The sequence below is a fragment of the Kitasatospora sp. NPDC001547 genome (assembly GCF_042894165.1).
Lineage (GTDB): Bacteria > Actinomycetota > Actinomycetes > Streptomycetales > Streptomycetaceae > Kitasatospora.
In genome coordinates, this window is the sequence record NZ_JBIAVL010000006.1 from 364,001 (window position 1) to 384,823 (window position 20,823).

The 20,823-nt window shown below is 75.5% G+C and carries 21 protein-coding genes; 8 read left to right on the forward strand and 13 right to left on the reverse strand.

Annotation, left to right across the window (positions count from 1 at the left end):
* Positions 1 to 113: 113 nt before the first annotated feature.
* Positions 114 to 467: a DUF6401 family natural product biosynthesis protein gene (locus ACFY0X_RS15045; RefSeq protein ID WP_387753980.1), complete on the forward strand. Its 354-nt coding sequence runs from the start codon at positions 114 to 116 to the stop codon at positions 465 to 467.
* A 10-nt stretch (positions 468 to 477) separates the two neighbouring features.
* On the opposite strand, the gene ACFY0X_RS15050 is transcribed toward ACFY0X_RS15045, so the two are convergent.
* The gene (locus tag ACFY0X_RS15050; protein WP_387753983.1) at positions 478 to 1,284 is read right to left on the reverse strand and encodes a hypothetical protein; all 807 of its coding nucleotides are present in this window, start codon (positions 1,282 to 1,284) and stop codon (positions 478 to 480) included.
* A gap of 198 nt (positions 1,285 to 1,482) precedes the next feature.
* Between ACFY0X_RS15050 and ACFY0X_RS15055 the strand changes: the two genes are divergently transcribed.
* Positions 1,483 to 2,256, forward strand: coding sequence for an alpha/beta hydrolase (locus tag ACFY0X_RS15055; protein ID WP_387753986.1), 774 nt, complete (start codon positions 1,483 to 1,485; stop codon positions 2,254 to 2,256).
* 18 nt (positions 2,257 to 2,274) lie between these two features.
* On the opposite strand, the gene ACFY0X_RS15060 is transcribed toward ACFY0X_RS15055, so the two are convergent.
* Together ACFY0X_RS15060 and ACFY0X_RS15065 are read right to left on the reverse strand one after the other, a co-directional pair.
* Entirely contained in the window at positions 2,275 to 4,650 is a 2,376-nt protein-coding gene (locus tag ACFY0X_RS15060) for an FtsX-like permease family protein (RefSeq protein ID WP_387753988.1), read from the reverse strand.
* The gene (locus ACFY0X_RS15065) at positions 4,650 to 5,429 is read right to left on the reverse strand and encodes an ABC transporter ATP-binding protein (RefSeq protein ID WP_387754084.1); all 780 of its coding nucleotides are present in this window, start codon (positions 5,427 to 5,429) and stop codon (positions 4,650 to 4,652) included. The genes ACFY0X_RS15060 and ACFY0X_RS15065 overlap by 1 nt, the downstream gene beginning before the upstream one ends.
* A gap of 181 nt (positions 5,430 to 5,610) precedes the next feature.
* Between ACFY0X_RS15065 and ACFY0X_RS15070 the strand changes: the two genes are divergently transcribed.
* Together ACFY0X_RS15070 and ACFY0X_RS15075 are read left to right on the forward strand one after the other, a co-directional pair.
* Complete coding sequence (locus tag ACFY0X_RS15070; RefSeq protein WP_387753991.1) at positions 5,611 to 6,831, forward strand: sensor histidine kinase; 1,221 nt, start codon at positions 5,611 to 5,613, stop codon at positions 6,829 to 6,831.
* Positions 6,816 to 7,463 (forward strand): response regulator, encoded by a 648-nt coding sequence (locus ACFY0X_RS15075; protein WP_387753993.1) that lies wholly within the window; start codon positions 6,816 to 6,818, stop codon positions 7,461 to 7,463. The genes ACFY0X_RS15070 and ACFY0X_RS15075 overlap by 16 nt, the downstream gene beginning before the upstream one ends.
* A gap of 25 nt (positions 7,464 to 7,488) precedes the next feature.
* On the opposite strand, the gene ACFY0X_RS15080 is transcribed toward ACFY0X_RS15075, so the two are convergent.
* From ACFY0X_RS15080 to ACFY0X_RS15095, 4 genes are all read right to left on the reverse strand, one after another.
* Complete coding sequence (locus ACFY0X_RS15080; protein WP_387753996.1) at positions 7,489 to 7,965, reverse strand: hypothetical protein; 477 nt, start codon at positions 7,963 to 7,965, stop codon at positions 7,489 to 7,491.
* A gap of 78 nt (positions 7,966 to 8,043) precedes the next feature.
* Complete coding sequence (locus ACFY0X_RS15085; protein ID WP_387753999.1) at positions 8,044 to 8,466, reverse strand: hypothetical protein; 423 nt, start codon at positions 8,464 to 8,466, stop codon at positions 8,044 to 8,046.
* Positions 8,463 to 9,320: a class I SAM-dependent methyltransferase gene (locus ACFY0X_RS15090; protein WP_387754002.1), complete on the reverse strand. Its 858-nt coding sequence runs from the start codon at positions 9,318 to 9,320 to the stop codon at positions 8,463 to 8,465. Before ACFY0X_RS15090 ends, ACFY0X_RS15085 begins: the two co-directional genes overlap by 4 nt.
* Positions 9,317 to 10,096, reverse strand: coding sequence for a DUF2071 domain-containing protein (locus ACFY0X_RS15095; protein ID WP_387754005.1), 780 nt, complete (start codon positions 10,094 to 10,096; stop codon positions 9,317 to 9,319). Before ACFY0X_RS15095 ends, ACFY0X_RS15090 begins: the two co-directional genes overlap by 4 nt.
* A gap of 406 nt (positions 10,097 to 10,502) precedes the next feature.
* On the opposite strand from ACFY0X_RS15095, the gene ACFY0X_RS15100 reads away from it, so the two are divergent.
* Entirely contained in the window at positions 10,503 to 11,174 is a 672-nt protein-coding gene (locus ACFY0X_RS15100) for a hypothetical protein (protein WP_387754008.1), read from the forward strand.
* Here ACFY0X_RS15100 and uppS read toward each other — a convergent pair.
* Positions 11,128 to 13,095: a polyprenyl diphosphate synthase gene (gene uppS, locus ACFY0X_RS15105; protein ID WP_387754010.1), complete on the reverse strand. Its 1,968-nt coding sequence runs from the start codon at positions 13,093 to 13,095 to the stop codon at positions 11,128 to 11,130. The genes ACFY0X_RS15100 and uppS overlap by 47 nt on opposite strands.
* Positions 13,096 to 13,248: 153 nt before the next feature.
* On the reverse strand, positions 13,249 to 13,839 hold the full coding sequence (locus ACFY0X_RS15110; protein WP_387754012.1) for an isochorismatase family protein: 591 nt from the start codon (positions 13,837 to 13,839) through the stop codon (positions 13,249 to 13,251).
* 138 nt (positions 13,840 to 13,977) lie between these two features.
* Between ACFY0X_RS15110 and ACFY0X_RS15115 the strand changes: the two genes are divergently transcribed.
* Positions 13,978 to 15,039, forward strand: coding sequence for a GlxA family transcriptional regulator (locus ACFY0X_RS15115; RefSeq protein WP_387754015.1), 1,062 nt, complete (start codon positions 13,978 to 13,980; stop codon positions 15,037 to 15,039).
* Positions 15,040 to 15,065: 26 nt separating this feature from the next.
* Here ACFY0X_RS15115 and ACFY0X_RS15120 read toward each other — a convergent pair whose 3' ends face one another.
* On the reverse strand, positions 15,066 to 16,091 hold the full coding sequence (locus tag ACFY0X_RS15120; protein WP_387754017.1) for a hypothetical protein: 1,026 nt from the start codon (positions 16,089 to 16,091) through the stop codon (positions 15,066 to 15,068).
* Between the two features lie 190 nt (positions 16,092 to 16,281).
* On the opposite strand from ACFY0X_RS15120, the gene ACFY0X_RS15125 reads away from it, so the two are divergent.
* Both ACFY0X_RS15125 and ACFY0X_RS15130 read left to right on the forward strand, forming a co-directional pair.
* Positions 16,282 to 17,556 carry a sensor histidine kinase gene (locus ACFY0X_RS15125; protein ID WP_387754019.1) on the forward strand — a complete coding sequence of 425 codons (1,275 nt, stop codon included), beginning with the start codon at positions 16,282 to 16,284 and terminating at the stop codon, positions 17,554 to 17,556.
* Positions 17,544 to 18,200, forward strand: a complete 657-nt coding sequence (locus ACFY0X_RS15130; protein ID WP_387754022.1) for a response regulator — start codon at positions 17,544 to 17,546, stop codon at positions 18,198 to 18,200. The genes ACFY0X_RS15125 and ACFY0X_RS15130 overlap by 13 nt, the downstream gene beginning before the upstream one ends.
* A 96-nt stretch (positions 18,201 to 18,296) precedes the next feature.
* Here the strand turns inward: ACFY0X_RS15130 and ACFY0X_RS15135 are convergent, their stop codons facing one another.
* The 3 genes from ACFY0X_RS15135 to ACFY0X_RS15145 form a co-directional block, all read right to left on the reverse strand.
* Positions 18,297 to 19,295: a hypothetical protein gene (locus tag ACFY0X_RS15135; protein ID WP_387754025.1), complete on the reverse strand. Its 999-nt coding sequence runs from the start codon at positions 19,293 to 19,295 to the stop codon at positions 18,297 to 18,299.
* Positions 19,292 to 20,239 (reverse strand): ATP-binding cassette domain-containing protein, encoded by a 948-nt coding sequence (locus tag ACFY0X_RS15140; protein WP_387754028.1) that lies wholly within the window; start codon positions 20,237 to 20,239, stop codon positions 19,292 to 19,294. Before ACFY0X_RS15140 ends, ACFY0X_RS15135 begins: the two co-directional genes overlap by 4 nt.
* Positions 20,240 to 20,368: 129 nt before the next feature.
* On the reverse strand, positions 20,369 to 20,773 hold the full coding sequence (locus tag ACFY0X_RS15145) for a GntR family transcriptional regulator (RefSeq protein ID WP_387754031.1): 405 nt from the start codon (positions 20,771 to 20,773) through the stop codon (positions 20,369 to 20,371).
* Positions 20,774 to 20,823 lie beyond the last annotated feature (50 nt).

Genomic DNA, 20,823 nt, shown 5'->3' on the forward strand with positions numbered 1-20,823 from the left:
CGGATCCGCCGGAACACGGAACGTCCCGGGCGCGCCGCCGGGGTGGCCAAGGTCTCAGCACGGAACCGTCACGGGCGTCCGTTCCCGCGTCCGGGCTCGCCTAACGTGGACGGATGTTCGCCACCTCCGACGATTCCTTCCGGCGCTCCCCCGACGAGCCGGCCGGCTGCCCGCTGCCCGGCATCGTGACGGCCTTCACGCCCCGGCTGGCCGAGTTCGCCTTCGAGCCCGGCTTCGTCGCGGCGGTCGACCAGCACGCGGCGATGCTGCGGGAGCTGCTGTACGCGCAGGGGCCGGAGCTCGCGCCCCGGCCCCTGGACCGTGAGGAGTTGTCGGACTACGCGCTGGGCTTCCTGGACGCGCTCGCCGAGATCGGCTGGCGGGAGCCGGTCGGCTACGACTACGCCGTGATCCGGCTCACCGCCGTCTGCTGGCTGGTGCGCGAGCAGGGCCTGCTGGAGGTCTGAGCCTCTCCGGCTACCGGTTCTGGTCGCCCTCGATGCCCGGCGCGGGCGGGGTGCCCAGGCCGGTCTGGGTGGTCGGCCGGACCGGCTGGTTGGACAGCGCGTCGGAACGACCGGCCTGGTAGGAGCTGCCGCGCAGCCGGGCGGTCTCCCGCTCGGCGTCGTCCAGCCACCGCTCCCAGCGCTGGCGCATCGGCATGATCAGGCCGCCGCCGACCCCGACCACCAGCACACCGGTGATGGTGGCGAGCGCGGCGATCAGCACCGGTCCGGTGATCGCGGTGGCGATCCCGGCCTGGCCCAGCGCGGCGATCACGCCGAGGCCGACGATGAACGCCCAGACCAGGGTGGAGACCGTCCGCCCGTACGAGGCGCCGGACAGCGCGTTGCCCACGATGTCGCGCACCGCGTTGGCGATGGCCATCGCGACCACCACGATCACCACGGCGACGATGGCGCGCGGCAGCCAGGCGACGATGCTGTGGATCATCGTGCTGATCGGGTTCGGGCCGAAGACGCCGAACGCCAGCTGCAGCGCCATCAGCAGGACGATGTAGTAGACGACCTTGCAGATGATGCCGGTCATGTCGTACTTGGAACCGGCCAGGTGGGCGGCCACTCCGGAGCGCGCCGCGACCCGCTCCGAGCCGACCCGGCGCAGCACCCGGTCGAGGACCTTGGCGATCGCCTTGGCCACGAACCAGCCGATGACCAGGATCGCCAGGAAGGCGATGAACTGCGGAATGACCTTGGCGATCTTCGACCAGGCTTCGGTGAAACCCGACCCGAAGTCGACGGACAGTGCGAGCTGCTGAGCCATGGAGTCCTCCACTCGGTGACACGGCGCCACGAGCGGCGCTTCCGGCCCCCACCCTTCGTGGATAGCAGGAGCCCGCCGCGGCCGCGCGCGCCCGCTGTCCGGGATGGTCCCCTCGGGTGAACGGTCCGGCCGTCCGCGCGCGTACAGTGACGATCCGGGGGACGGGCCACGGGGCGGGACGGACGGGACGGTGCGGCAGTGAGCGGTACGGCGGCGAAGCGCGCGGTGGACCACCGGGCGCTGCACTGGCAGGTACGGCCGGAGGCGGCGCGGGCCGCCGTCCTGGTGCTGCACGGCGGTGAGGAGCACAACCTCGCCCGGCCCGGGTGGCTCAACCTGCCGCTGCTGCGGATGCACGGCTTCCTGCGCGGACTCACCAGGGCGACCGCGGACGCCGGGGTCGCCGTCGGGACCGTCCGCTACCGCCACCGCGGCTGGAACGGCGAACGGGCCGACGCCGCGCGGGACGCGACCGCCGCGCTCGACGAACTGGCCGCGCTGCTCGGGCCGGTGCCGACCGTGCTGGTCGGCCACTCGATGGGCGGGCGCGCCGCGCTCCAGGCCGGCGGGCACCCGTCCGTCACCGGGCTGGTCGCCCTCGCACCGTGGTGCCCGGCCGAGGACCCGTGCGACCAGCTCGCCGGACGGGACGTGCTGATGCTGCACGGGGACCGCGACACCGTCACCCCGCCCGCCGAGACCCGCGCCTTCGCCGCCCGCAGCCGCGCGGCCGGTGCCCGGGTCTGCGGCTACACCGTCACCGGCAGCGGCCACGCCATGCTCCAGCGGATCCCCGACTGGCACCGCGCCACCACCCGCCTCACCACGGCCCTCCTCGGTCTCCACCCCCTGCCCGCCGAGACCGCGTCCGCCCTCGCCCTCCCGGCCGCCTCCCCCGAGGCGCTCACCCTCCCCCTCCCGCCCCAGCCCCGCCGCGCCCCGGGCCTCCCGGCCCAGGAGCGTCACGGCTGAACCCGGCCGGTCCCCGCCTCACGGCCGGCGCAGCGAGCGCCACGTCACCACCGCACTCGTCGCACTCGCCAACAGCAGGCAGGCGCAGGTCACGGCGGCCAGGGCGGCCGGGTTCAGGTGGAGGGCGACCGGGGCTCCGGTGCTCTGGGAGAGGCCGGAGGCGAGGCCGGCCAGCGGTGGCAGGGTCGCCAGCAGGCCCAGCAGGGTGGCGACGGCGGTCACCAGGGCCGCCTCGGCCGCGGCGAGCAGGACCAGTTGGCGGACGGTGCCTCCGGTGGAACGCAGGACGGCGAGGTCGCGGCGGCGGCCGTGGGCGGACAGCGCGGTGCTGTTGGCGGTGGCGATCGAGCTGTAACCGACGGCGACGGCGATCAGCATCGCGGCGAGGCTGTCGGTCAGCCGGGCGTCGGTGTCGTAGTCGTCCAGGGCGTAGCGGACGGCGTCGTGGACGGCCGTGCCGGGGACCACCGCGACGGCCTCGGTGCCCGCCGGGACGAAGAGGTCGTCGCCCAGCGCGGCCGGGTCGTGGGCGCGGACCAGGCTCCGGGCGAGGACGAAGTCGCCGCGGGCGGGGTCGTCCGGCAGGATCCCGGCGACGCGCAGCGGGACGGTGGCCCCGTCGGCGAAGCGGACCGGGTACTGCTGCCCGGCCGTCACACCCAGCCACGTCGCCATGGACTCTCCCAGCACCGCCTCGCCGGGCCGGTCCCAGGCGGGGTCCCGGGAGCCGAGGGCGTCGATCACGGCGGTCGTCCCGTCGGCGCGGTGGACGAAGGCGCGGGTCGGCAGGGCGGCCTTGCCGACCGGGTGGGCGGCGACCGCCTCGTCGGTGAGGCCCGGGGTGCCGTCGTTGGTGACGATCGCCTGGCCGGAGAGCCGCAGCGCCTGGCCGGCCGGGTAGGCCGCCCGCATCGTCTCCACCGCGCCGCTGAGCAGCACCGCGAACCCGACGGCCGCGATCACCGGGGCCGCCGTGGCGGCGGCCCGGCCCGCGCCGGCCGTCAGCCCGGCCCGCAGCAGCAGCGGTCCGGCCGTGCCGAGCCGCCGCAGTGGCGCGGTCACCACCCGGCCCACGGGGCCGACCAGGACCGGGGCGAGCAGGGCGGCGGCCGTGATCAGCACCATGGTGGCGGTGATCGCCAGGCCCACCCGGCGGTCCGCGGCGGAGGTGGCGGTGAGCACGGCGCAGCCGGTGCCGAGGCCGAGCACGGCCAGTCCGGCGGCCAGCCGGGCGCGGCTCGGCCTCCGCTCCGCCGTGCGGTCCTCGTGCAGTGCCTCCAGCGGTGCGACCCGGACGGCCGTACGGCTCGCCGCCCAGGCACCGAGCACGCTGACGCCGACGCCGACCGCCGCGGCGGTGAGCAGCGGCCAGGCCGTCACCCGGACGGCGAGCCCCGGCGGGGCGACGTCCAGGCGCAGCAGGGCGTCCCGCAGCAGTGGGGCGGCGGCGAGGCCGGCCAGGCAGCCGGCCGCCGAGCCCAGCAGGCCGACCACGGCGGCCTCGCCGAGGACCATCCGGCGCAGTTGGCCCGGGGTGGCGCCGAGGGTGCGCAGCAGGCCGAGTTCGCGGCGCCGCAGGCCGGTGGCGAGGACGAGCATCGAGGCGACCACGAAGCCGGTGGTGAACAGGCCGAGGGCGGCCAGCGCGCCGATCAGCTGGGTGCCGAGGAAGCGCCGGTGCTCGACGTGGCGGGGCTGGAGCGCGGCGCGGCCGTCGCCGGTGACCACGGTCGCCCCGTCGCCGACGGCCGTACGGGCGGCCGCGGCCAGGCGGGCGGGCGTGGTGTCGGGGGTGGGCAGCAGGGCGATCGTCCGGACGCCGGGGTCGCGCTGGGCGGCCGCGGCGTCGCTGAGGTAGTAGCCGGGGCCGTCCACGGTGCCGACGACGGTGAACTCGCCGCGTCCGGCGGTGAGGTTGACGGTCAGCCGAGCGCCGGCCGGGACACCGAGGGCCTGGTCGACCACCACCTCGTCGGCGGTGTCGGGGGCCCGGCCGGTGAGCAGCCGGTACGGGGCCAGCCGGGCCGAGGACCAGCCGTGGCCGGCCTCGGCCGCGCCGTCGTCCGGGAGCGGCCGGCCGTCGCGGACGGCCTGGGCGTAGAAGACGCGGTCCACCACGACGGCGGCCGCGCCGGGCACCGCGCGCAGCCGTTCGGTCAGCGACTGCGCCTCGGCGGGGCTCCACGGGACGCGGTCCTTCGGGCTGCCACCGCGGTCGGTGGCCTGCGGCGGCAGCACCAGCGCGGGGGCGGCGGCGAGGCGGGGCTGGACGGCGGGCCGGGCGGACTCGTGGATCGTCAGGGTGGCGGTGATCAGGGCGACACCGACCAGCACGGCGAGCCAGCAGGAGAGGTACCCGGCCCAGCGCTCGCGGACGTTGGCGAGGATCAGCATCACGCCTCCAGCCGGGCCATGCGGGCCGCGACGGCGGCGGCGGAGCGGGCGGTGTCGCCGTCCAGGTCCAGCCGGTCGGCGATCCGGCCGTCCTGGAGGAAGACCACGGTGTCGGCGACGGCGGCGGCCGTCGGGTCGTGGGTGACCATGACCGTGGTCTGTGCCTGTTCGTCCACCAACCGCCGCAGCAGCCGCAGGACTTGGCCCGAGGTGCGGGTGTCCAGCGCGCCGGTGGGCTCGTCGGCGAAGAGCACGTCGGGGCGGGTGACCAGGGCCCGGGCCAGGGCGACGCGCTGCTGCTGGCCGCCGGAGAGCCGGCTGGGCCGGTGCCCGGCGCGGTCGGCCAGTCCGACGGCGTCCAGCGCGGCGGTCACCTCCGCGCGGCCGACCGGCCCGCCGTTCCCGCGGCCGGCGAAGCGGGAGGGCAGTTCGACGTTCTGGGCGGCGGTCAGCGACTCGACCAGGTTGTACGCCTGGAACACGAAGCCGATCCGTCGGCGCCGCAGTTCGGTGCGCCGGCGCTCGCTCTGGGCGCCGAGGTCGAGGCCGGCCAGCAGCACCCGGCCTCCGGTGGGCCGGTCCAGGCCGGCGGCGCACTGGAGCAGGGTGGACTTCCCGGAGCCGGAGGGCCCCATGATCGCGGTCAGGGTGCCGCGGGGGAAGCCGAGCGTGACCCCGTCGAGTGCGGTCACGGCTCCTTCGCCGGTGCCGTGCACCTTGCGGAGGTCGTGCAGTTCCACCACGCCGTGCTGTTCGGCCATGCCGTGCTGTTCCGCCATGTCGTGCTGTTCCGCCATGTCGTGCTGTTCGGCGGCGCCGCCGTCCGCCGTGGGTTCCCGATGGTTCGTCATGCCGGACATTCCAGCGAACCCGCAGGTCGGGGGCACTGATCCGGGCACTACCGGGGAGGTAGTGCCTGCACTACCCCGCCCGGCGCCCCGCCGCACTATTGTTCGTCGCATGCGTCCGAGAACGGCATGGCAGGCGATGGCCCAACGGCCGTTGAGCTTCCTCACGTCCGCGTGGCCGTGGCGCTCACTGGCGTACCTGGCGAGCGGGGTGCTGGTGGGGGCCGCGGCGATGGCCGTGCTGGCCGCCGGGCTGGTGGCGGGCGCGGTGCTGCTGGTGGTGCTGGTGGGGGTGGCGCCGCTGGTCGGAGTGGTGCTGTCGGCGGTGGCGGTCGCGGCCGTCGAGCGGCGCCGGCTGCGGCTGGTGGACCTGGACCCGGCCGAGGACCCGCACCGGGCGCCGGACGCTCCGGGGCTGCGCGCCTGGGCGGCCACCCGGCTGACCGAGCCGGCGACCTGGCGCGAACTGGGCTTCGCGTTGGTCTCGGCGGCCGCGCTGTGGTGGCTGGACCTGCTGGTGCTGTCCTTCTCCTTCGGGGTGCCGGCGCTCTGCTTCTCGTCGCTCGACGGCTCCACCTGGCCGTGGTCGGTCTTCGGGGCCTTCGTGCTGCTGGCCTCCCCGTACACGGTGACCTCCTGGGCGGGCGCCCGGGCGGCCCTCGCCCGGACCCTGCTCGCCCCGCGCGACGCGGAGCTGGGCGCGGAGCTGCGGGAGGTGAAGGCCTCCCGGGCGCGGCTGGTGGACGCCTTCGACGCCGAGCGGCAGCGGATCGAGCGGGACCTGCACGACGGCGCGCAGCAGCGGCTGGTCTCGCTGGGGATGACGCTCGGGTTGATGCACCTGGACGTCCCGCCGGGCTCGCCGCTGGGCCCGCAGCTGACCCGGGCGCAGGAGCAACTCGGCGCCGCGCACGAGGAGTTGCGCCGGATCGTGCGCGGCCTCAACCCGCCGGTACTGGCCGACCACGGGCTGGCCGCGGCCGTCCGGGAGCAGGCCAGCCGGTTCCCGATCCCGGTCACCGTCGACCTGGACCTGCCCGGTCGGCTGCCCCGGCAGCTGGAGACCGGTGTCTACTACCTGATCAGCGAGGCGATGACCAACATCGCCCGCCACAGCGGGGCCGACCGCGCCCGGGTCTCCGGCCGCTACCACGCGGACCTGCTCGTCCTGGAGATCGCCGACGACGGCCGCGGCGGCGCGGACCCGGCGCTCGGCAGCGGGCTGACCGGGCTCGCCGACCGTCTCACCGCCGTCGACGGCCGGATGCGGGTGTCCAGCCCGGCCGGCGGTCCGACCCTGCTCCACGTGGAGATACCGTGCCGCTTCGGGTGATCGTCGCCGAGGACGCCGTCCTGCTCCGGGAGGGGCTGGTCGGCCTGCTGCACCGTTTCGGGCACCAGACCCTCGCCGCCGTCGGGGACGCGGACGCCCTGGTCGCCGCCGTGCGCGCGGAGCGGCCGGACCTCGTGGTCACGGACGTCCGGATGCCCCCGGACAACCGCGACGACGGCCTGCGGGCGGCCGTCGAACTGCGCCGGGAGTGCCCGGGGCTGCCGGTGGTGGTGCTCAGCCAGTACGTCGAACAGTCCTACGCGATGCGGCTGTTGGACTCCGACGGCGGTCGCTCGGTCGGCTACCTGCTGAAGGAGCGGGTGGGCGCGGTCGCCGACTTCATGGCCGGCCTGGAACGGGTGGCCGGCGGCGGGACGGTGGTGGACCCGGAGGTGGTCCAGCAGTTGGTGCGGCTTCGGCACGACCCGCTGGAGCGGCTCAGCGCCCGCGAGCGCGAGGTGCTGGCGCTGATGGCCCAGGGCCGCTCCAACGCCACGCTCGCGGCGGAACTCTTCATCAGCGACGCGGCGGTGAACAAGCACATCGGCAACATCTTCGCCAAGCTGGACCTGCCGGTGGACGTGGACGGCCACCGGCGGGTCCTGGCGGTGCTGCGCTACCTGGGGGCGTGACGGCGGCGGGAGCCGACCGGTCGGCTCACCCGGTGGGCGGCTTGGTGCCCTCGGGCCAGACGCAGGGGGATTCGAATCCGGCGACCAGGGTGGCGGGCCAGTTGTCGCCGTCCGAGACGGAGGCCTTGAAGCCGTTGTCCGGGTTGGTGAGGACGATCACGCCGGGCCTGCTGTCGGTGACCTTGAACCCGGCCACGACGAGGTGGCCGCGGAACGCGTCGAAGATCGTGTCGTGGTGATCGGCCGGAATGTCCCGCAGGAAGCGGTAGGTCACGGCCTTGACCCGGCCGTCCGGCTCCGAGGGGGCGTCCTTCTTGAAGCACTTCTCCTCGCCGTCCCGCTCGACGACCGGCGAGATCGGCTTCGGGAAGGCCAGGAACGTCTCGCTGAAGTACTTGTCGGTCTGCTGCTTGGCCTGGGCGGCGGTCAGCGGGGCGTCGGCCGAACCGGAGCAGGAGGTGGCCGCCAGCAGGACGGCGCCGGCCGACAGGGCCGAACGCACGGCGCGAGCACGGGGAAAAGCAACGGTCACCGCATGATCCTTGAGGGGGTGTGTGGGCTCCTGAGGTCGTGACTGATCCTAGACCGTGTGCCAGAGGGCGGCGGCGAAGACCGTCGCCACCCAGGTCCACAGCACGGACAGGCCCAGGTGCGCGGCGGTGCGCAGGCGGTCGCCGCGCCACAGCCGGGGCGAGAAGTAGGCGAACTCGAAGAGCCAGCGCAGGCCCCAGAAGAGGGTCTGGCCGGCCAGCAGGGCGGTGCCGAGCCGGCCGCCGGCGAGCAGGTCGGGTGCCAGGAGGAGCGGGAGCAGGCCGAGCAAGGCGCAGGCGAGGCCGATGAAGAAGAGGTGGGCGTAGGAGACCTGGCGGGTCAGCAGGGTGGTGCCGGACAGGTCGGCGGGCCAGCCGATGGCGCGGGGCAGCACCGCGTGGACCAGGCCGACGCCCAGCAGCGCGGCGCCGACCAGCCGCAACTGGCCTTCCAGGGTGAGCAGTCCGGTCATGACGCGGGCTTCCGGAACGCGAAGACGGTGACCAGCCCGGCGATCCGGCGTTCGGCGGCCCGGTGCAGGCCCGCCTCGGCGGCGTGCCGCAGCCAGGTGCCGCGGGGCAGGAAGTGCCAGGCGCCGGGGCCGTAGACGGCGGTGTTGGCGGCGTCCCGCAGGTGCTCGACCAGCAGCAGGGTGCCACCGGGGCGCAGGGCGCGGGCGGCCTCGGCGAACAGGGCGGTGCGGTCGGCGGGCCGGCGCAGCTCGTGGGCGGCGAAGACGGCGAACACGGTGTCCAGGGCGCCCGTCGCGGCGGGCAGCGCGTCCGGGCGGGCCGGGATGCCGCCGGGGGCGGGCGGGGCGTGGCGGCGGGCGCGGCGGATCGAGCCGCTCGCGGTCAGCGCCGGGTCGTACAGGTCGGCGAGCCGGCCGCGGGCCTCGGGGTGGCGGGCGGCGAGCGGGCGGCTGGCCTCGTCCAGGCCGGTGCTGACCACCAGGTGGTCGCCGGGGCCCTCGGGCAGCAGTTCGGGCAGCCAGTCGTAGCGGTGGAGCTCAGAGCGGTCGTAGACGCACCAGGTGGCGAGGGTGCTGAGGGCGAGGTACCCGGCGGCGGTGGCGGCGGCGGTGCGGGCGAGCGCGGCGGCCGGGCCGGGCAGTCGGCGGGCCAGCACCCGACCGGCGGCGACGGTGAGCGCGCCGGCCGCGTACATCGGCCAGTTGTAGCGGACGACTTCGCGCACGCCGGACGGACGGGGGCCGGGGAGCCCGGCCGTGGACGGGCAGAGGACGGCCGCGCAGACGGCGCGCGGGCGAGCGGCGTGCGGGCGAGCGGCACGCGGGCCGGGCTCGGTCGGGGCGGGGGTGGTCATCGGGCGGCTCCGGTGAGGTTGCGGCGCTCCCCGGCGTGCCAGCCGTAGTCGAGGCCGGCGACGTGGAAGGCGTTGGCGAGCACCGGCCGGCTGCCGGCCAGCGGGCCGTGGTCGAAGAAGGTGAGCCGGGGCACCTGGACGGCCACCGGGGCCGGGTCCCAGTGGGCGCGGGTGGCCTTGACCACGATCATCGAGCGGGTCTGCGGCTCGTACTCGAAGGTGTAGGGCAGCGGCCCGGCGAAGCGGCGCGCGGCCCGGGCGTCCGCGAACGGGCTGCCCGGAGGCAGGGCGGCGGGGGCACTGCCGAGGTCGGCGCGCACGTGCAGGTCGGCGCGGCCGTCGCCGCTGACGACCTTGAACTCCAGGGTGCCGTCGACCAGCCGGGTGCCGATCCGGGCGTGCCGGTAGTGGTAGCGGGAGAAGGCGTTGCCGCCGAGCGCCATCATCCGGCTGTCGGTGTCGGAGCGCAGGATGCGCAGGCCGCGCATGGTGCGGCCGCCGGGGGTCGGGAAGCGGGTGAAGACCCGGTAGCCGGTCAGGATGAAGTCCCGGCCGAGGCGGGCGGGCAGCGCGGCCGGTCGCAGCGCCCGGGTGTCCACGACGGCGGCCGCGACGAACCCGTGCTCGGTGCCGCCGGGGTCGGTGTAGGTGTCGAGGGCGAGGCCGGGCGGCACCAGCGGGGCGAGCAGGTGCGGCGGCAGGGCGTAGGTGAGGACGAGCGAGTGCGCGAAGTGGGTGCGCATCGCGAAGGGGTGGCGTTGCAGCAGGTGTCGCACGGTCGACTCCGTGGTCCGGTACGGGGTGGGGGGTTGCGGATGACGGGTCGCGGGCCCCGAAGCGTGACAGGGCAGCACGGGGCCGTCCCCCGCCGCAGGCCGCGGTGGGGTGTTCTCGCGCGGCCTCATCATGGCGCACGACTTTGAACGCGTTCAACTCGGGGTCGGGGTGGCATCCGGGCGCCTCCCGGACGGTCCCGGGGCGCTCCGCGGGGCGTACCGGTCGGTGAGGGGGTGTGCGGGTGCCCCAGGGGGGCGTCGATCTCCGGACGAACCACCCGGGACCACGGCTCCGCGCCCCCCACACGGGTGGTTTCCCCCTCCGCTCCGGCCCCGGGGACGGCCGGTGGACGGATGATCCGTCCCGGGGCCGTAATCGGCGGCCAGGGAAGGACGGATCGGGACGATGAGCACGACGCGACGGACGCTGCTGGGCGCGGCGTTGGCCACCCCCCTGCTGGGGTGGCTCACCGGGGCGGCGGCCGGTGCCGTCGACGACGGCACCGGCCGCTCGGGAAACCTGGGCACGCTCACCGACGGGTGGGTGGAGGTGCGCTGGACACCGGCGGCCCAGGCCCAACTGGACCGCTTCGGGGCGAAGGTGGACGTGGTCGCTCCGGCGCGCCTGGTACCGGACGAGTGGGGCCCGGGGGTGCGCCTGCCGGTCCGCTCGGCCCAGGGCGACCCGTCCCTCGCGAACCCGCCGAAGGCCCAGGGCGACGGGGCGCTGGAGGGCGGGGTCTCCGTCCGCACCGCGCAGGGCGACTACGAGGTGGTGAAGCTGGTCGGCGCCGTCCGCGACGGGCTGGCCTCCGGCCGGTGCGAGGTCGGCGGCGCCGAGATGGGGCACCGCTCCGCCTTCCACTGCGGCCTGGCGGAGGGGAAGCTGACGGCCCAGCCGGTGCCGGCCGGGCAGCCGATGAAGGTCCGGCTCAGCGGGGTGCCGCTGCGCCCCACCCAGGAGGCGGTGGACGCGTACACCACGAACTACGGCCCGCACCCGGTCACCGTGGACACCGTGCTGGGGTACGTCACGGCCGAGGGGACGTACACCCCTCCCCCGGCCGCGCAGGAGTAGCACCGACGGCGGGCGGGGCGTCGCGGGGCTGCGGGGGCTTCCAGCCCTGCGACGGCTTCCCGTCCGGCGCGGCGTGCGGGGGGTGCGCGGCCGGCGGAGGCTGCGCGGCGTGCGGGAACTGCGCGGCGTGCGGGAACTGCGCGGTCTGGGGAGGCTGTCGGGACTGGGTGGGAACGCCGCCGAAGCGGCGCTCCCGGGCCGCGTAGGCCCGGACCGCCGCGCGCAGCCCGGCCAGGTCGTAGTCGGGCCACGGCGTCGGGTCGAACAGCAGCTCGGCGTACGCGAGGTGCCAGGGCAGGAAGTTGCTGATCCGCTGCTCCCCGGAGGTGCGGATCAGCAGGTCGACGTCCGGGAGGTCCGGCAGGTACAGGTGCCGGGCGAGGTCGGCCGGGCCGATCGCCTCCGGGCGGATCGCGCCGGCCACCGCCTCGGCGGCCAGGCTGCGCGCCGCGGCCGCCAGTTCCTCCCGTCCGCCGTAGTCCACGCAGACCGTCAGGGTCAGCGTGCCGTTGTTGGACGTCATGCTCTCCACCAGCGCGATCGAGGAGGCCAGCGATTCGTCCACCCGGTCCCGCCGGCCGCACCAGCGGATCCGTACGCCGAGCGCGTGCAGGCCTTCCGCGCTGCGGGTGAGGCCGTCGGCCAGCGAGTCGAACAGCTCGGTCAGCTCCTCCGGCGGGCGGTCCCAGTTCTCGGTGGAGAACGCGTACAGGCTCAGGTGCCGGATGCCGAGCCGCAGTGCCGCGTTGACCAGGCGCAGCGCGGCCCGCTGCCCGGCCCGGTGGCCGTGCTGGGCGGGCAGCCGCCGGGCCTCGGCCCAGCGGCGGTTGCCGTCCATGATCACGGCGACGTGGGCGGGCGTGCCCTCCGAGGGCTCGGACCGGGCGCGGCGGCGGAGCGTGGTGCCGTCGGCGCTCAGCGGTGTGAGGCCGTCGGTCAGGACGCGTGAGCGCAGCAGGGCCATCTCGTCGTACTGGAGCTGGGCGCCGAGCAGCAGGGTGTGCAGGAACGGGCGGCAGCCGGGGGCGGCGAGCCAGGTGGCGGGCAGGGCCTGTTGCAACAGCCGGTGCAGCTGGGCCCGTTGGCCGTCGAGCAGCTCGTCCAGGGCGTCCCGGTCCCGGTGCTCCTCCCGGCGGTCGTCCCGGTCTCCGGACCCGTCTCCGGACCCGTCTCCGGCCTGGCCTCCGTGCCGGCCGAGGTCGGCGGCGGTCAGACCGAGCCGGCGCAGCTCGCCCTGCGGCAGGTAGCAGCGGCCGGCCGCCAGGTCGAGCGGCAGGTCCTCCAGGATGTCGGCCAGCTGGCAGGCCTCCCCCAGCGCGGACAGCGCGCCCGCCGCCCGCGGGCCGTGCGCCCCCAGCAGCGGGGCCCACAGCTCGGTGATCGTCCCCGCGACGCCCCGCAGGTGGCGGCGCTGGTCCGCCGGGGTCTCGAAGGCGGGCGGACGCGCGCCGTCGGCCAGGGTGGCGTCCAGGAACTCCTCGACCAGCGCCGGGTCCAGCGCCCAGCGGCGCACGGTGTCCACGAAGGCCCGGCGCAGCGGGTGCCGGCTGTGGCCGGCCGCCAGCTCGGCCAGGGTGTCGGCCCGCCAGCGGGCGAACCGGCGCTGCCGCTCGGCGGGGTCGGCACCGCCGTGGCGGCCGCCGGCCCCGGTGTCGGCGTCTGCGCCCGCACCCGCGCCGTCGTCGGTGTCCGCGTCCCCGGCGTCCGCCTCCCCCGGATCCCCGTCCCCGGTGTCGGCGATCCGGTCGGACCGGGAGGCGAAGGCGTTGACGGCGTGGAAGTGCGGGCGCACCTCGGGCGGCAGCGTGTCGGTGATCGCCCGCAGCGAGGCCAGGTGACCGGCCACCTCCTGCTCGCAGACCCGGTACGACTCGGCCAGTTCCGGCGAGCCGCCCACCACCGCCGGCCCGTTCCCCGCCATGGCCCTTCCCTCCCGCCGCCGACACCGTGCGCCGTCTGGTCAACGAGGCGGGGGCGGATCGGTGGCGATCCGGACGGGCCGCCCCGTACAGCCGCCGCCGTACACCCGCCGAGCGGCCGTCGAACGTCCGCCCGGGCCGGGCCCGGCCGGGATTCAGCCGAGGTCGGCCGGGGACTCCACCACCACCCCGTACAGGTCGCCGACCGTCGCCAGCGCGGCGCGGTGGACCTGGGCGGCCGTCAGCGCGGTGCCCGCCGACTCCAGCGGCCGGGTGGCACAGGCGGCGGCCACCACGGTGGGGCGGTTGCCGCGCAGGAAGGCGCCGGCCGTCGTGAAGGCGACGCACATGTGGGTCATGAACCCGGCGAGGACGACGTCCCGGTGGCCGGCCGCGTCGACCAGTTCGCCCAGGTCGGTGCCGACGAAGCCGTCCGGCGCCCGCTTGACCACCACCCGCTCGCCCTCGCCCGGCGCCACGCTCGGGTGGATGTGCCCGATCTCGGCCCGGACGTCGTACGGGGTGCCCTCGCCGCCGTCGTTGACCACGTGGATCACGGTGGCGCCGGCGGCCCGGGCCCGGGCGAGCAGATCGGCGCCGGCGTCCAGCGCCTCCCGCCAGCCCTCCAGCTCCATCACGCCGCGCACATAGGTGTTCTGGTAGTCGATCATGATCAGGGTCGAGTCGCCGAGCGCGGCCGGCGTCTCGTCGAGGCCGTTGAGGGTGCGCAGGGTCGTCGTGGGCACGGGGTACCGCCTTCATGGTCGGGAGTCGGGGTTCTCGCAGGTCACACCTGGTGTGACCGGCCCTTCGAACGCTACGGGCGGCGCTCGGGTGTCGGCAATGTCGCCTAACATGCAGATTCCGACATCGAGGAGGGACCCGTGACCGCCCACGCCGTGCAGCGGCTGATCGTCATCGTGCTGTTCGAGGGCGTCGACCTCCTCGACGTGACCGGCCCGCCCGAGGTGTTCTCGCTGGTCCGCCGGGAGACCGACGACGCCACCGGCTACCGGGTCGTGCTCGCCGCCGAGACGACGGCCCCGGTCACCACCGCGGCGGGCGTGCGCATCCTGCCCGACCTCACCTTCGACGAAGCCGCCCGGAGCCGGATCGACACCCTGCTGGTGCCCGGCTCGGTCGAGGTGGACGACCGCCGCCGCGTCCGCGCGCTGACCGACCCCGCAGTGGTCGAGCGGGTCCGTACGCTGGCCGCCCGCTCGCGCCGGGTGGCCAGCGTCTGCGTCGGCGCCCATCTGCTCGCCGCCGCCGGGCTGTTGGACGGGCGGCGCGCCACCACCCACTGGTCCACGGCGGGCCAGCTCGCCGAGGAGCACCCGGAGGTCGAGGTCGACGCCGACCCGATCTTCATCCGGGAGGGCGGGATCTGGACGGGCGCGGGCATCAGCGCCTGCCTGGACCTGTCGCTCGCGCTGGTCGCCGAGGACTTCGGCGAGGAGCTGGCGCTGCGGGTCGCCCGCCAGCTCGTCATGTACCTCAAACGCCCCAGCGGCCAGAGCCAGTTCAGCGTTCCGCTGGAGCCGGTGTCGACCACCCGGCGGATCGAGGAGCTGCGCCACCACATCCTGCGCAACCTCTCCGGGCGGCTCACCGTCCCGGACCTCGCGGCCCACGCCCACGTCAGCGAACGGCAGTTGACCCGGATCTTCAAGACCGAGCTGGGCACCACGCCGAGCGCCTACGTCGAGTCGGCCCGGGTCGAACTCGCCCGCCACCAGCTGGAGTCCACCGACGCCACGCTCGAACGCGTCGCCACCACCTGCGGGTTCGGCACCGTCGACACCCTGGTGCGCGCGTTCCGCCGCCGCCTCGGCACCACCCCGACCGACTACCGGCAGCGGTTCCGGACGGCGACCGCGACGCCGTCCGGAACCGCGGAAGCGGCGACGACCGCGGAGGGGGAGGTCACGGCAGCCGTACGGTGAACCCGGCGCGGCGGGCCCGTTCCGGCCTACGCCCGCCCCTGCTGCGCCGCCCGCCAGGCCTCCCAGGCCACCAGCGGCGCGAGGTACGACCAGCGCCGCGAGCCGTCCGGACACGTGCCGCCCTCCACGAGCTCGGAGACCGTACGGCGGGTGAACGGCACCCAGACGGCCATGTCGTGCTCGAAGGTGCTGTGGCAGGCCTCGCGTCGGCGGTCGATCTCGGCCGCGTCGAGCCGGGACCGGACGGTGGCCACCAGGTTGTAGCAGGACGCCGGCTCGCTCCAGCCCAGCCAGGTGATCGCGGTCGGCCCGACGTCCTCCGGCAACAGCCCCAACTCCTCCTCCAGCGCCCGCCGGACCAGCCCGTAGAAGTCCTCGGCGGCGCCCGGCTCGTCGCGGTACTTCATCGTCTCGTTGATCCCGACCGTCCACTGCGCGGGGAAGGTGTTGACCGCCAGCGAGCGGCGGAGCAGCAGCAGCCGGCCCAGCCGGTCCCGCACGGCGACGCAGGCGCTGACCATGGTGGGCGGCGCGACGGCCACGAAGCTCGTCAGGCCCTGGTCCAGCGCCTCGTGCAGCAGCCGGGCCGCCTCCGGGTCCTCCCGGCCGAGCCGGGTGGTGGCCATGCACTCCGCGTAGTCGCTCTCGGCGATGTCCACCTCGCAGGCCCGCGCGCCGCCGTGCTCGCCGTGATCGACCGTCAGCCGCGTGATGTACGCCGTCCGGCCCGCCGCACCGGCCGCCCGCTGGCGCGCCACCTCGTCGGCCCACCCGACCGTGTCCAGCGCGTGCGGACGCTCCACCCGTCCGCGGTGCGCCGTCACCAGCGTGTTCGGCGTCAGCGGCCGGGTCGCCGACCAGGTGATCAGCGGTGCCAGCCCGTCCGCCCGCACGTCGTGCGCCCGAGCCGCCGCCGTCAGGCTCGCCCGCCGGACGCGCGGCGCAGGCACCCGGGAACCGAGCCGCGAGCTACCGAACTTGGCGAAGTCGTACACCAGATTGGTCAGCACCCCGAGCAGCAGGGCACCACCGATCCCCAGCAGCCATTCCACCCCGGTCCCCCCACTTCCGCGATCGACCGGCCCATTGTGGCGGCGCGCCCGCCGCCAGGGAAGGCCCGCAGGCGGAGGGCCCGCAGGCCGCGGCCGGTTCCGGCGCCGGTGCTAGGGTGATCGAAAAGTCGGCTCGGACGCTCGGGGGCGCTGAACAGTCGTGCGGACGTCCAGGATTGCCGCGTCCACGGTGCGGTCGGCGGTCCGCCCCGCCATCGGCGCCACGGTGCGCCGCTCCCCCGCCGCCGCCGGCTACCTCCTGCTCTGCCTCGGCACGGGGCTGGCCGCGCTGGTCGGGCTCGGCCTGCTGCTGGTGGTCCTCGCCCTCTGCCCGGTCGGCCTCGGCCTGCCGTTCCTCCGGCCGACCCTGCAACTACTGCGCCGCGGTGCCGAGTTCCACCGGCGGCTGGTCGGCCGCCGGCTGGGCGGCGAGCCGCTGCACACCCCGTACGGCGACCGGGTCTCCGTACGCGATCCGGCCGTCCGCAAGGACCTGGTGTGGCTGCTCGCCCACGGCACCGCCGGAACACTGCTCTGCGGGGCCGCCCTCACCCTGTGCAGCCACGCCGTCAACTGGCTGGCCGCGCCGGTGTGGTGGCGACTGCTGCCGGCCGAACGCGGGCGGATCATCCTGGTGACCGTCGACTCCTGGCCGACGGCCGTCGCGGCGGCGGCCGTCGGGGTCGGCTACGCCGCGGTCGCCCTGGCCGCGCTGCGGCCGGCCGCCGACCTGCACGCCCGGGCCTCCCGCCGGCTGCTGGTCGCCCGGCCCCGCACCTCGCTCGCCCGGCGCGTCCAGGAGCTGACCACCAGCCGGTCCGCGGCGCTGGATGCCCATGCCGCCGAACTGCGCCGGATCGAACGGGACCTGCACGACGGCGCCCAGGCCAACCTGGTGGCCGTCTCGCTCCGGCTCGGCATGATCCGCCGCGCGCTCGACCAACGCCCCGAGCAGGCGGCGGCGTTGGTGGATTCCACCCAACTCGTCGCCGAACAGGCCCTGGAGTCACTGCGCGCCCTGGTACGCGGCATCCACCCGCCGCTGCTCGCCGACCGCGGCCTCGACGAGGCCGTACGGTCGCTCGCCGCCCGCTGCGCCGTCCCCACCCGGGTCGAGCCGGCCACACCCGAGGCGTCCGCCGGTCCCTCCCCCGGCCCCGCCGCCGACCCGCCACCGCGCGCACCGGCCGCCGCCGAGGCCGCGGCCTACTTCGTGGTCTCCGAAGCGCTCGCCAACGTCGCCCGGCACAGCGGCGCCCGCCGCGCCCTGGTCCGGCTGCGGATCACCGCCTCCGCCATCACCGTCCGGGTCGAGGACGACGGCCGGGGTGGCGCCGTCGAGGGTGCCGGGAGCGGGCTGCCCGGCCTGCGCCGCAGGGTCGCGGCGTTCGACGGCACCACCCGCCTGTCCAGCCCGCCCGGGGGCCCGACCGTTCTGGAAGTGGAGATCCCGTGCGGATCCTGATCGCCGAGGACAACGCCCTGCTCCGCGAGGGCCTGGTCCTGCTGCTGCACAGCGAGGGTCACGAGGTGTGCGCGACCGTCGAGCACGGCGACGACCTGCTGCCCGCCCTGCTCGACCACCGCCCCGACGTCGCCGTGGTCGACGTCCGGCTGCCACCGGACTTCCGCGACGAGGGCCTGCGCGCCGCCGTCGAGGCCCGCCGCCGACTGCCCGCCCTGCCCGTCCTGATCCTCTCCCAGTACGTCGAACGCACCTACGCCGCCGAGCTGCTCGCCCAGAGCGCCACCGGCGTCGGCTATCTCCTCAAGGACCGGGTCGGCCGCGCCGAGGAGTTCCTCCAGGCGCTGCGGCGCGTCGCCGAGGGCGGCACCGCGATGGACCCGGAGGTCATCTCCCAGCTGATGGCCCACCGCACCGCCCCCGACCCGCTGGCCGCCCTCACCCCGCGCGAGCGCGAGGTGCTCGCCCTGATGGCGGAGGGCCACAACAACCCGACCATCGCCCGACTCCTCCTCCTCGCCGAGAGCTCGGTCAACAAGCACATCGGCAACATCTTCGACAAGCTCGGCATGCCCACCCCCGACACCGGCCACCGCCGGGTCCGCGCCGTCCTCACCTACCTCCGCGCCCACGCGGACGACTGACCCCCACCATCCGACGGGCGGGAACGGATCGAGCCGCTGCCGCCCGTCGGGCAGCGGCGGCTCGGCTCCGATGGCCCGCCGAGGAATCCGCGACCCTCAGGCGCGGATGCGGCGGAAGACGGTGAGCAGGAGGAGAGCCGAGAGGGTCAGCAGGAGGCCGGCCTCGACGAGTTGGATGGGGACGAGGTGGTCGGCCGGGTGGAAGCGGGCCCAGGAGGCGGTGGCGATGTCGCAGCTGGGGTTGTCCTGGAAGGAGAAGAGGCAGGTGTCGGTGCTGGCGCGGGTGCCGTCGGGCAGGACGATGCCGCGGCCGAGGAGCCAGGCGTTGGTGGGTTGGGGGGTGCCCACGGCGGCGACCTGGTCCACGATGGGGTGGAAGTACGGGCGGGCCCAGCGGACGAGGCCGACGGCGACTGCGACGAGGGCGCCGGCGAGGAACATCGCGGGCACGAGGCGGCGGACGAGTTGGCCGACGAGGACGCCGAGGCTCAGGGCGAACACGGACCAGGCGATCGGGGCGAGGCCGAGGGCCGGGTAGGTGAAGAACTGGAACGGCGGGTCGAAGGCGTACGGGCCGTGCACGATGTCCGTCCACCACACCCAGGTCATCAGCACCGCGAGCAGGCCGCTGGCCGCGAGGACGGCGAGGCCGGGGACGGCGAGGCGGACGGCCAGCCAGCGGATCGGGCTGACGGACTGGGCGCGGATCAGGCGGATGGTGCCGCGTTCGTACTCCTGGGCCAGCAGCGGGGCGCCGACGAACACGCCGATCAGGAGCGGGACAGCGGTGACGGCGGGCTGGAGGACCTGGACGTACCAGAAGGTCGGGGAGTGGATCGGTTCGTAGACGGTCCAGCAGTCGGTGTGGGACCAGGAGTCGGAGCTGTCGCAGCCGGACCGGCGCAGCTCGTCCATGGTGCGTTGGCAGAGGACGTGGATCCAGAGGAGGTCGGCCGCTGCCACGAGCAGCAGCGCGACCAAGGCCCGGAGAAAGACACGGTTTTGACGGAACGTCAGCCACAGGAGCCCGCGCAGGCCGGGCGCGGTGGTGGCGGTCGGGGTGGTGGCGCGGTCGGGCAGGACGGTCGTGCTCATGCGGCCACCTCGTTCGGGCCCTTCGAGTCGTGCGAGTCGTCCGGATCGGCGGGTGCGCGGAGGTAGCCGAGCAGCAGTTCCTCCAGGCTCGGCCGCTCGCTCTCCCACTTCCCGTCCACCGGCTCGCCGGTGCGAACCAGCGCGATCGCCCGGCGGCCGCTGACCCGCCGCTCGACCACCGAGGCGGTGGCCGGCAGGGCGCCCTGGGCGGCCGGGCCGGTGAGCAGGCGGTGTCCGTCGAGGATCTCCTCCAGGTCTCCGGCCAGCCGGATACGTCCGCGCTGGACGAGGAGCAGGTGGTCGATGACGCCGTCCAGTTCGGGGAGGATGTGGGTGGAGAGCACGATGCTGGTGCCGCGCTCGGCGGCGGCCGACATCAGGGTGCCCATCAGCTGGTGCCGGGCGAGGGGGTCGAGGTCGGCCATCGGTTCGTCGAGCAGCAGCAGCTCGGGGAGCTTGCCGAGCGCCAGCGCGAGGCAGACCCGGGTGCGCTGGCCGCCGGAGAGCGAGCCGATCCGCGCCTTGGGGTTCAACTCACCCTGCGCGATGATCTGTTGGGACAGCATCTCGTCCCATACCGGGTTGAGCTCGCGGCCCATCCGCAGCGTCTCGGCGACGGTGAGGCCCGGGTAGAGCGGCTTGTCCTGCGGTACGTAGGCGACCCTGGCGCGCAGCTCGGGCGCGCCGGCCGGGGCGCCGAGGACCCGCAACGCTCCCTCGGTGGGCTTGAGTTGGCCGGCGGCGAGGGAGAGCAGGGTGCTCTTGCCCGCGCCGTTGGGGCCCACCACGCCGCAGATCCGCCCGGCCGGGACGGCGACGTCACAGCCGCGCAGCGCCCAGCCGCCCCGGTAGTTCCTGCCGAGGCCTTCGGCCTCCAGGGCCGGCGCCTGCCCGGCCTCCGGCAGCGGCGCCGACGCGGGCGCCGTGGTCGTCGGGTCGTCCACCCGGTCCCCCCACTGTTCTCTGTTCGGTGTTGCCGGGGAGTCTCGGTCCCCGGTATGGCGATCCACAGCCCGACGTCGAGGCGTCAAGCCCCGGTTGTCGTCGAGGCCCGTGGCCTCACTGTCGAGGCCTCAGCCGTCGGAGCCGGGGACCCCGCTGTCGAAGCGCTGCTCCAGGACGGAGGCCATCAGCGCGGCGATGTCCTCGCGCTCCAGTCCGGCCCCCCGGGCCTGGTCCACCCACCCGACCAGGCCCGCGCGCAGTGGCCCGTCCGCCGCCGCCTCCGGCCGGGCGAGCGAGCGCCGGACGAAGGTGCCGAGCCCCGGGCGGGGCTCGACCAGCCCTTCGCGTTCGAGCTCGCGATAGGCCTTCAGCACGGTGTTGGGGTTGATCGCGGTCAGCTCGACCACCTCACGGGCGGTCGGCAGCTTGTCCCCGGGCTGCAGCAGCCCGAGCCGCAGGGCCTGCTTGGTCTGCTGCACGATCTGCTGGTACGTGGAGACGCCGCTGCGCCGCTCGATGCGGTACTCGATCACCGGCGATTCGGCCTTTCACTAGTTCAATAGTGGAATGGTGGCCCACCGCG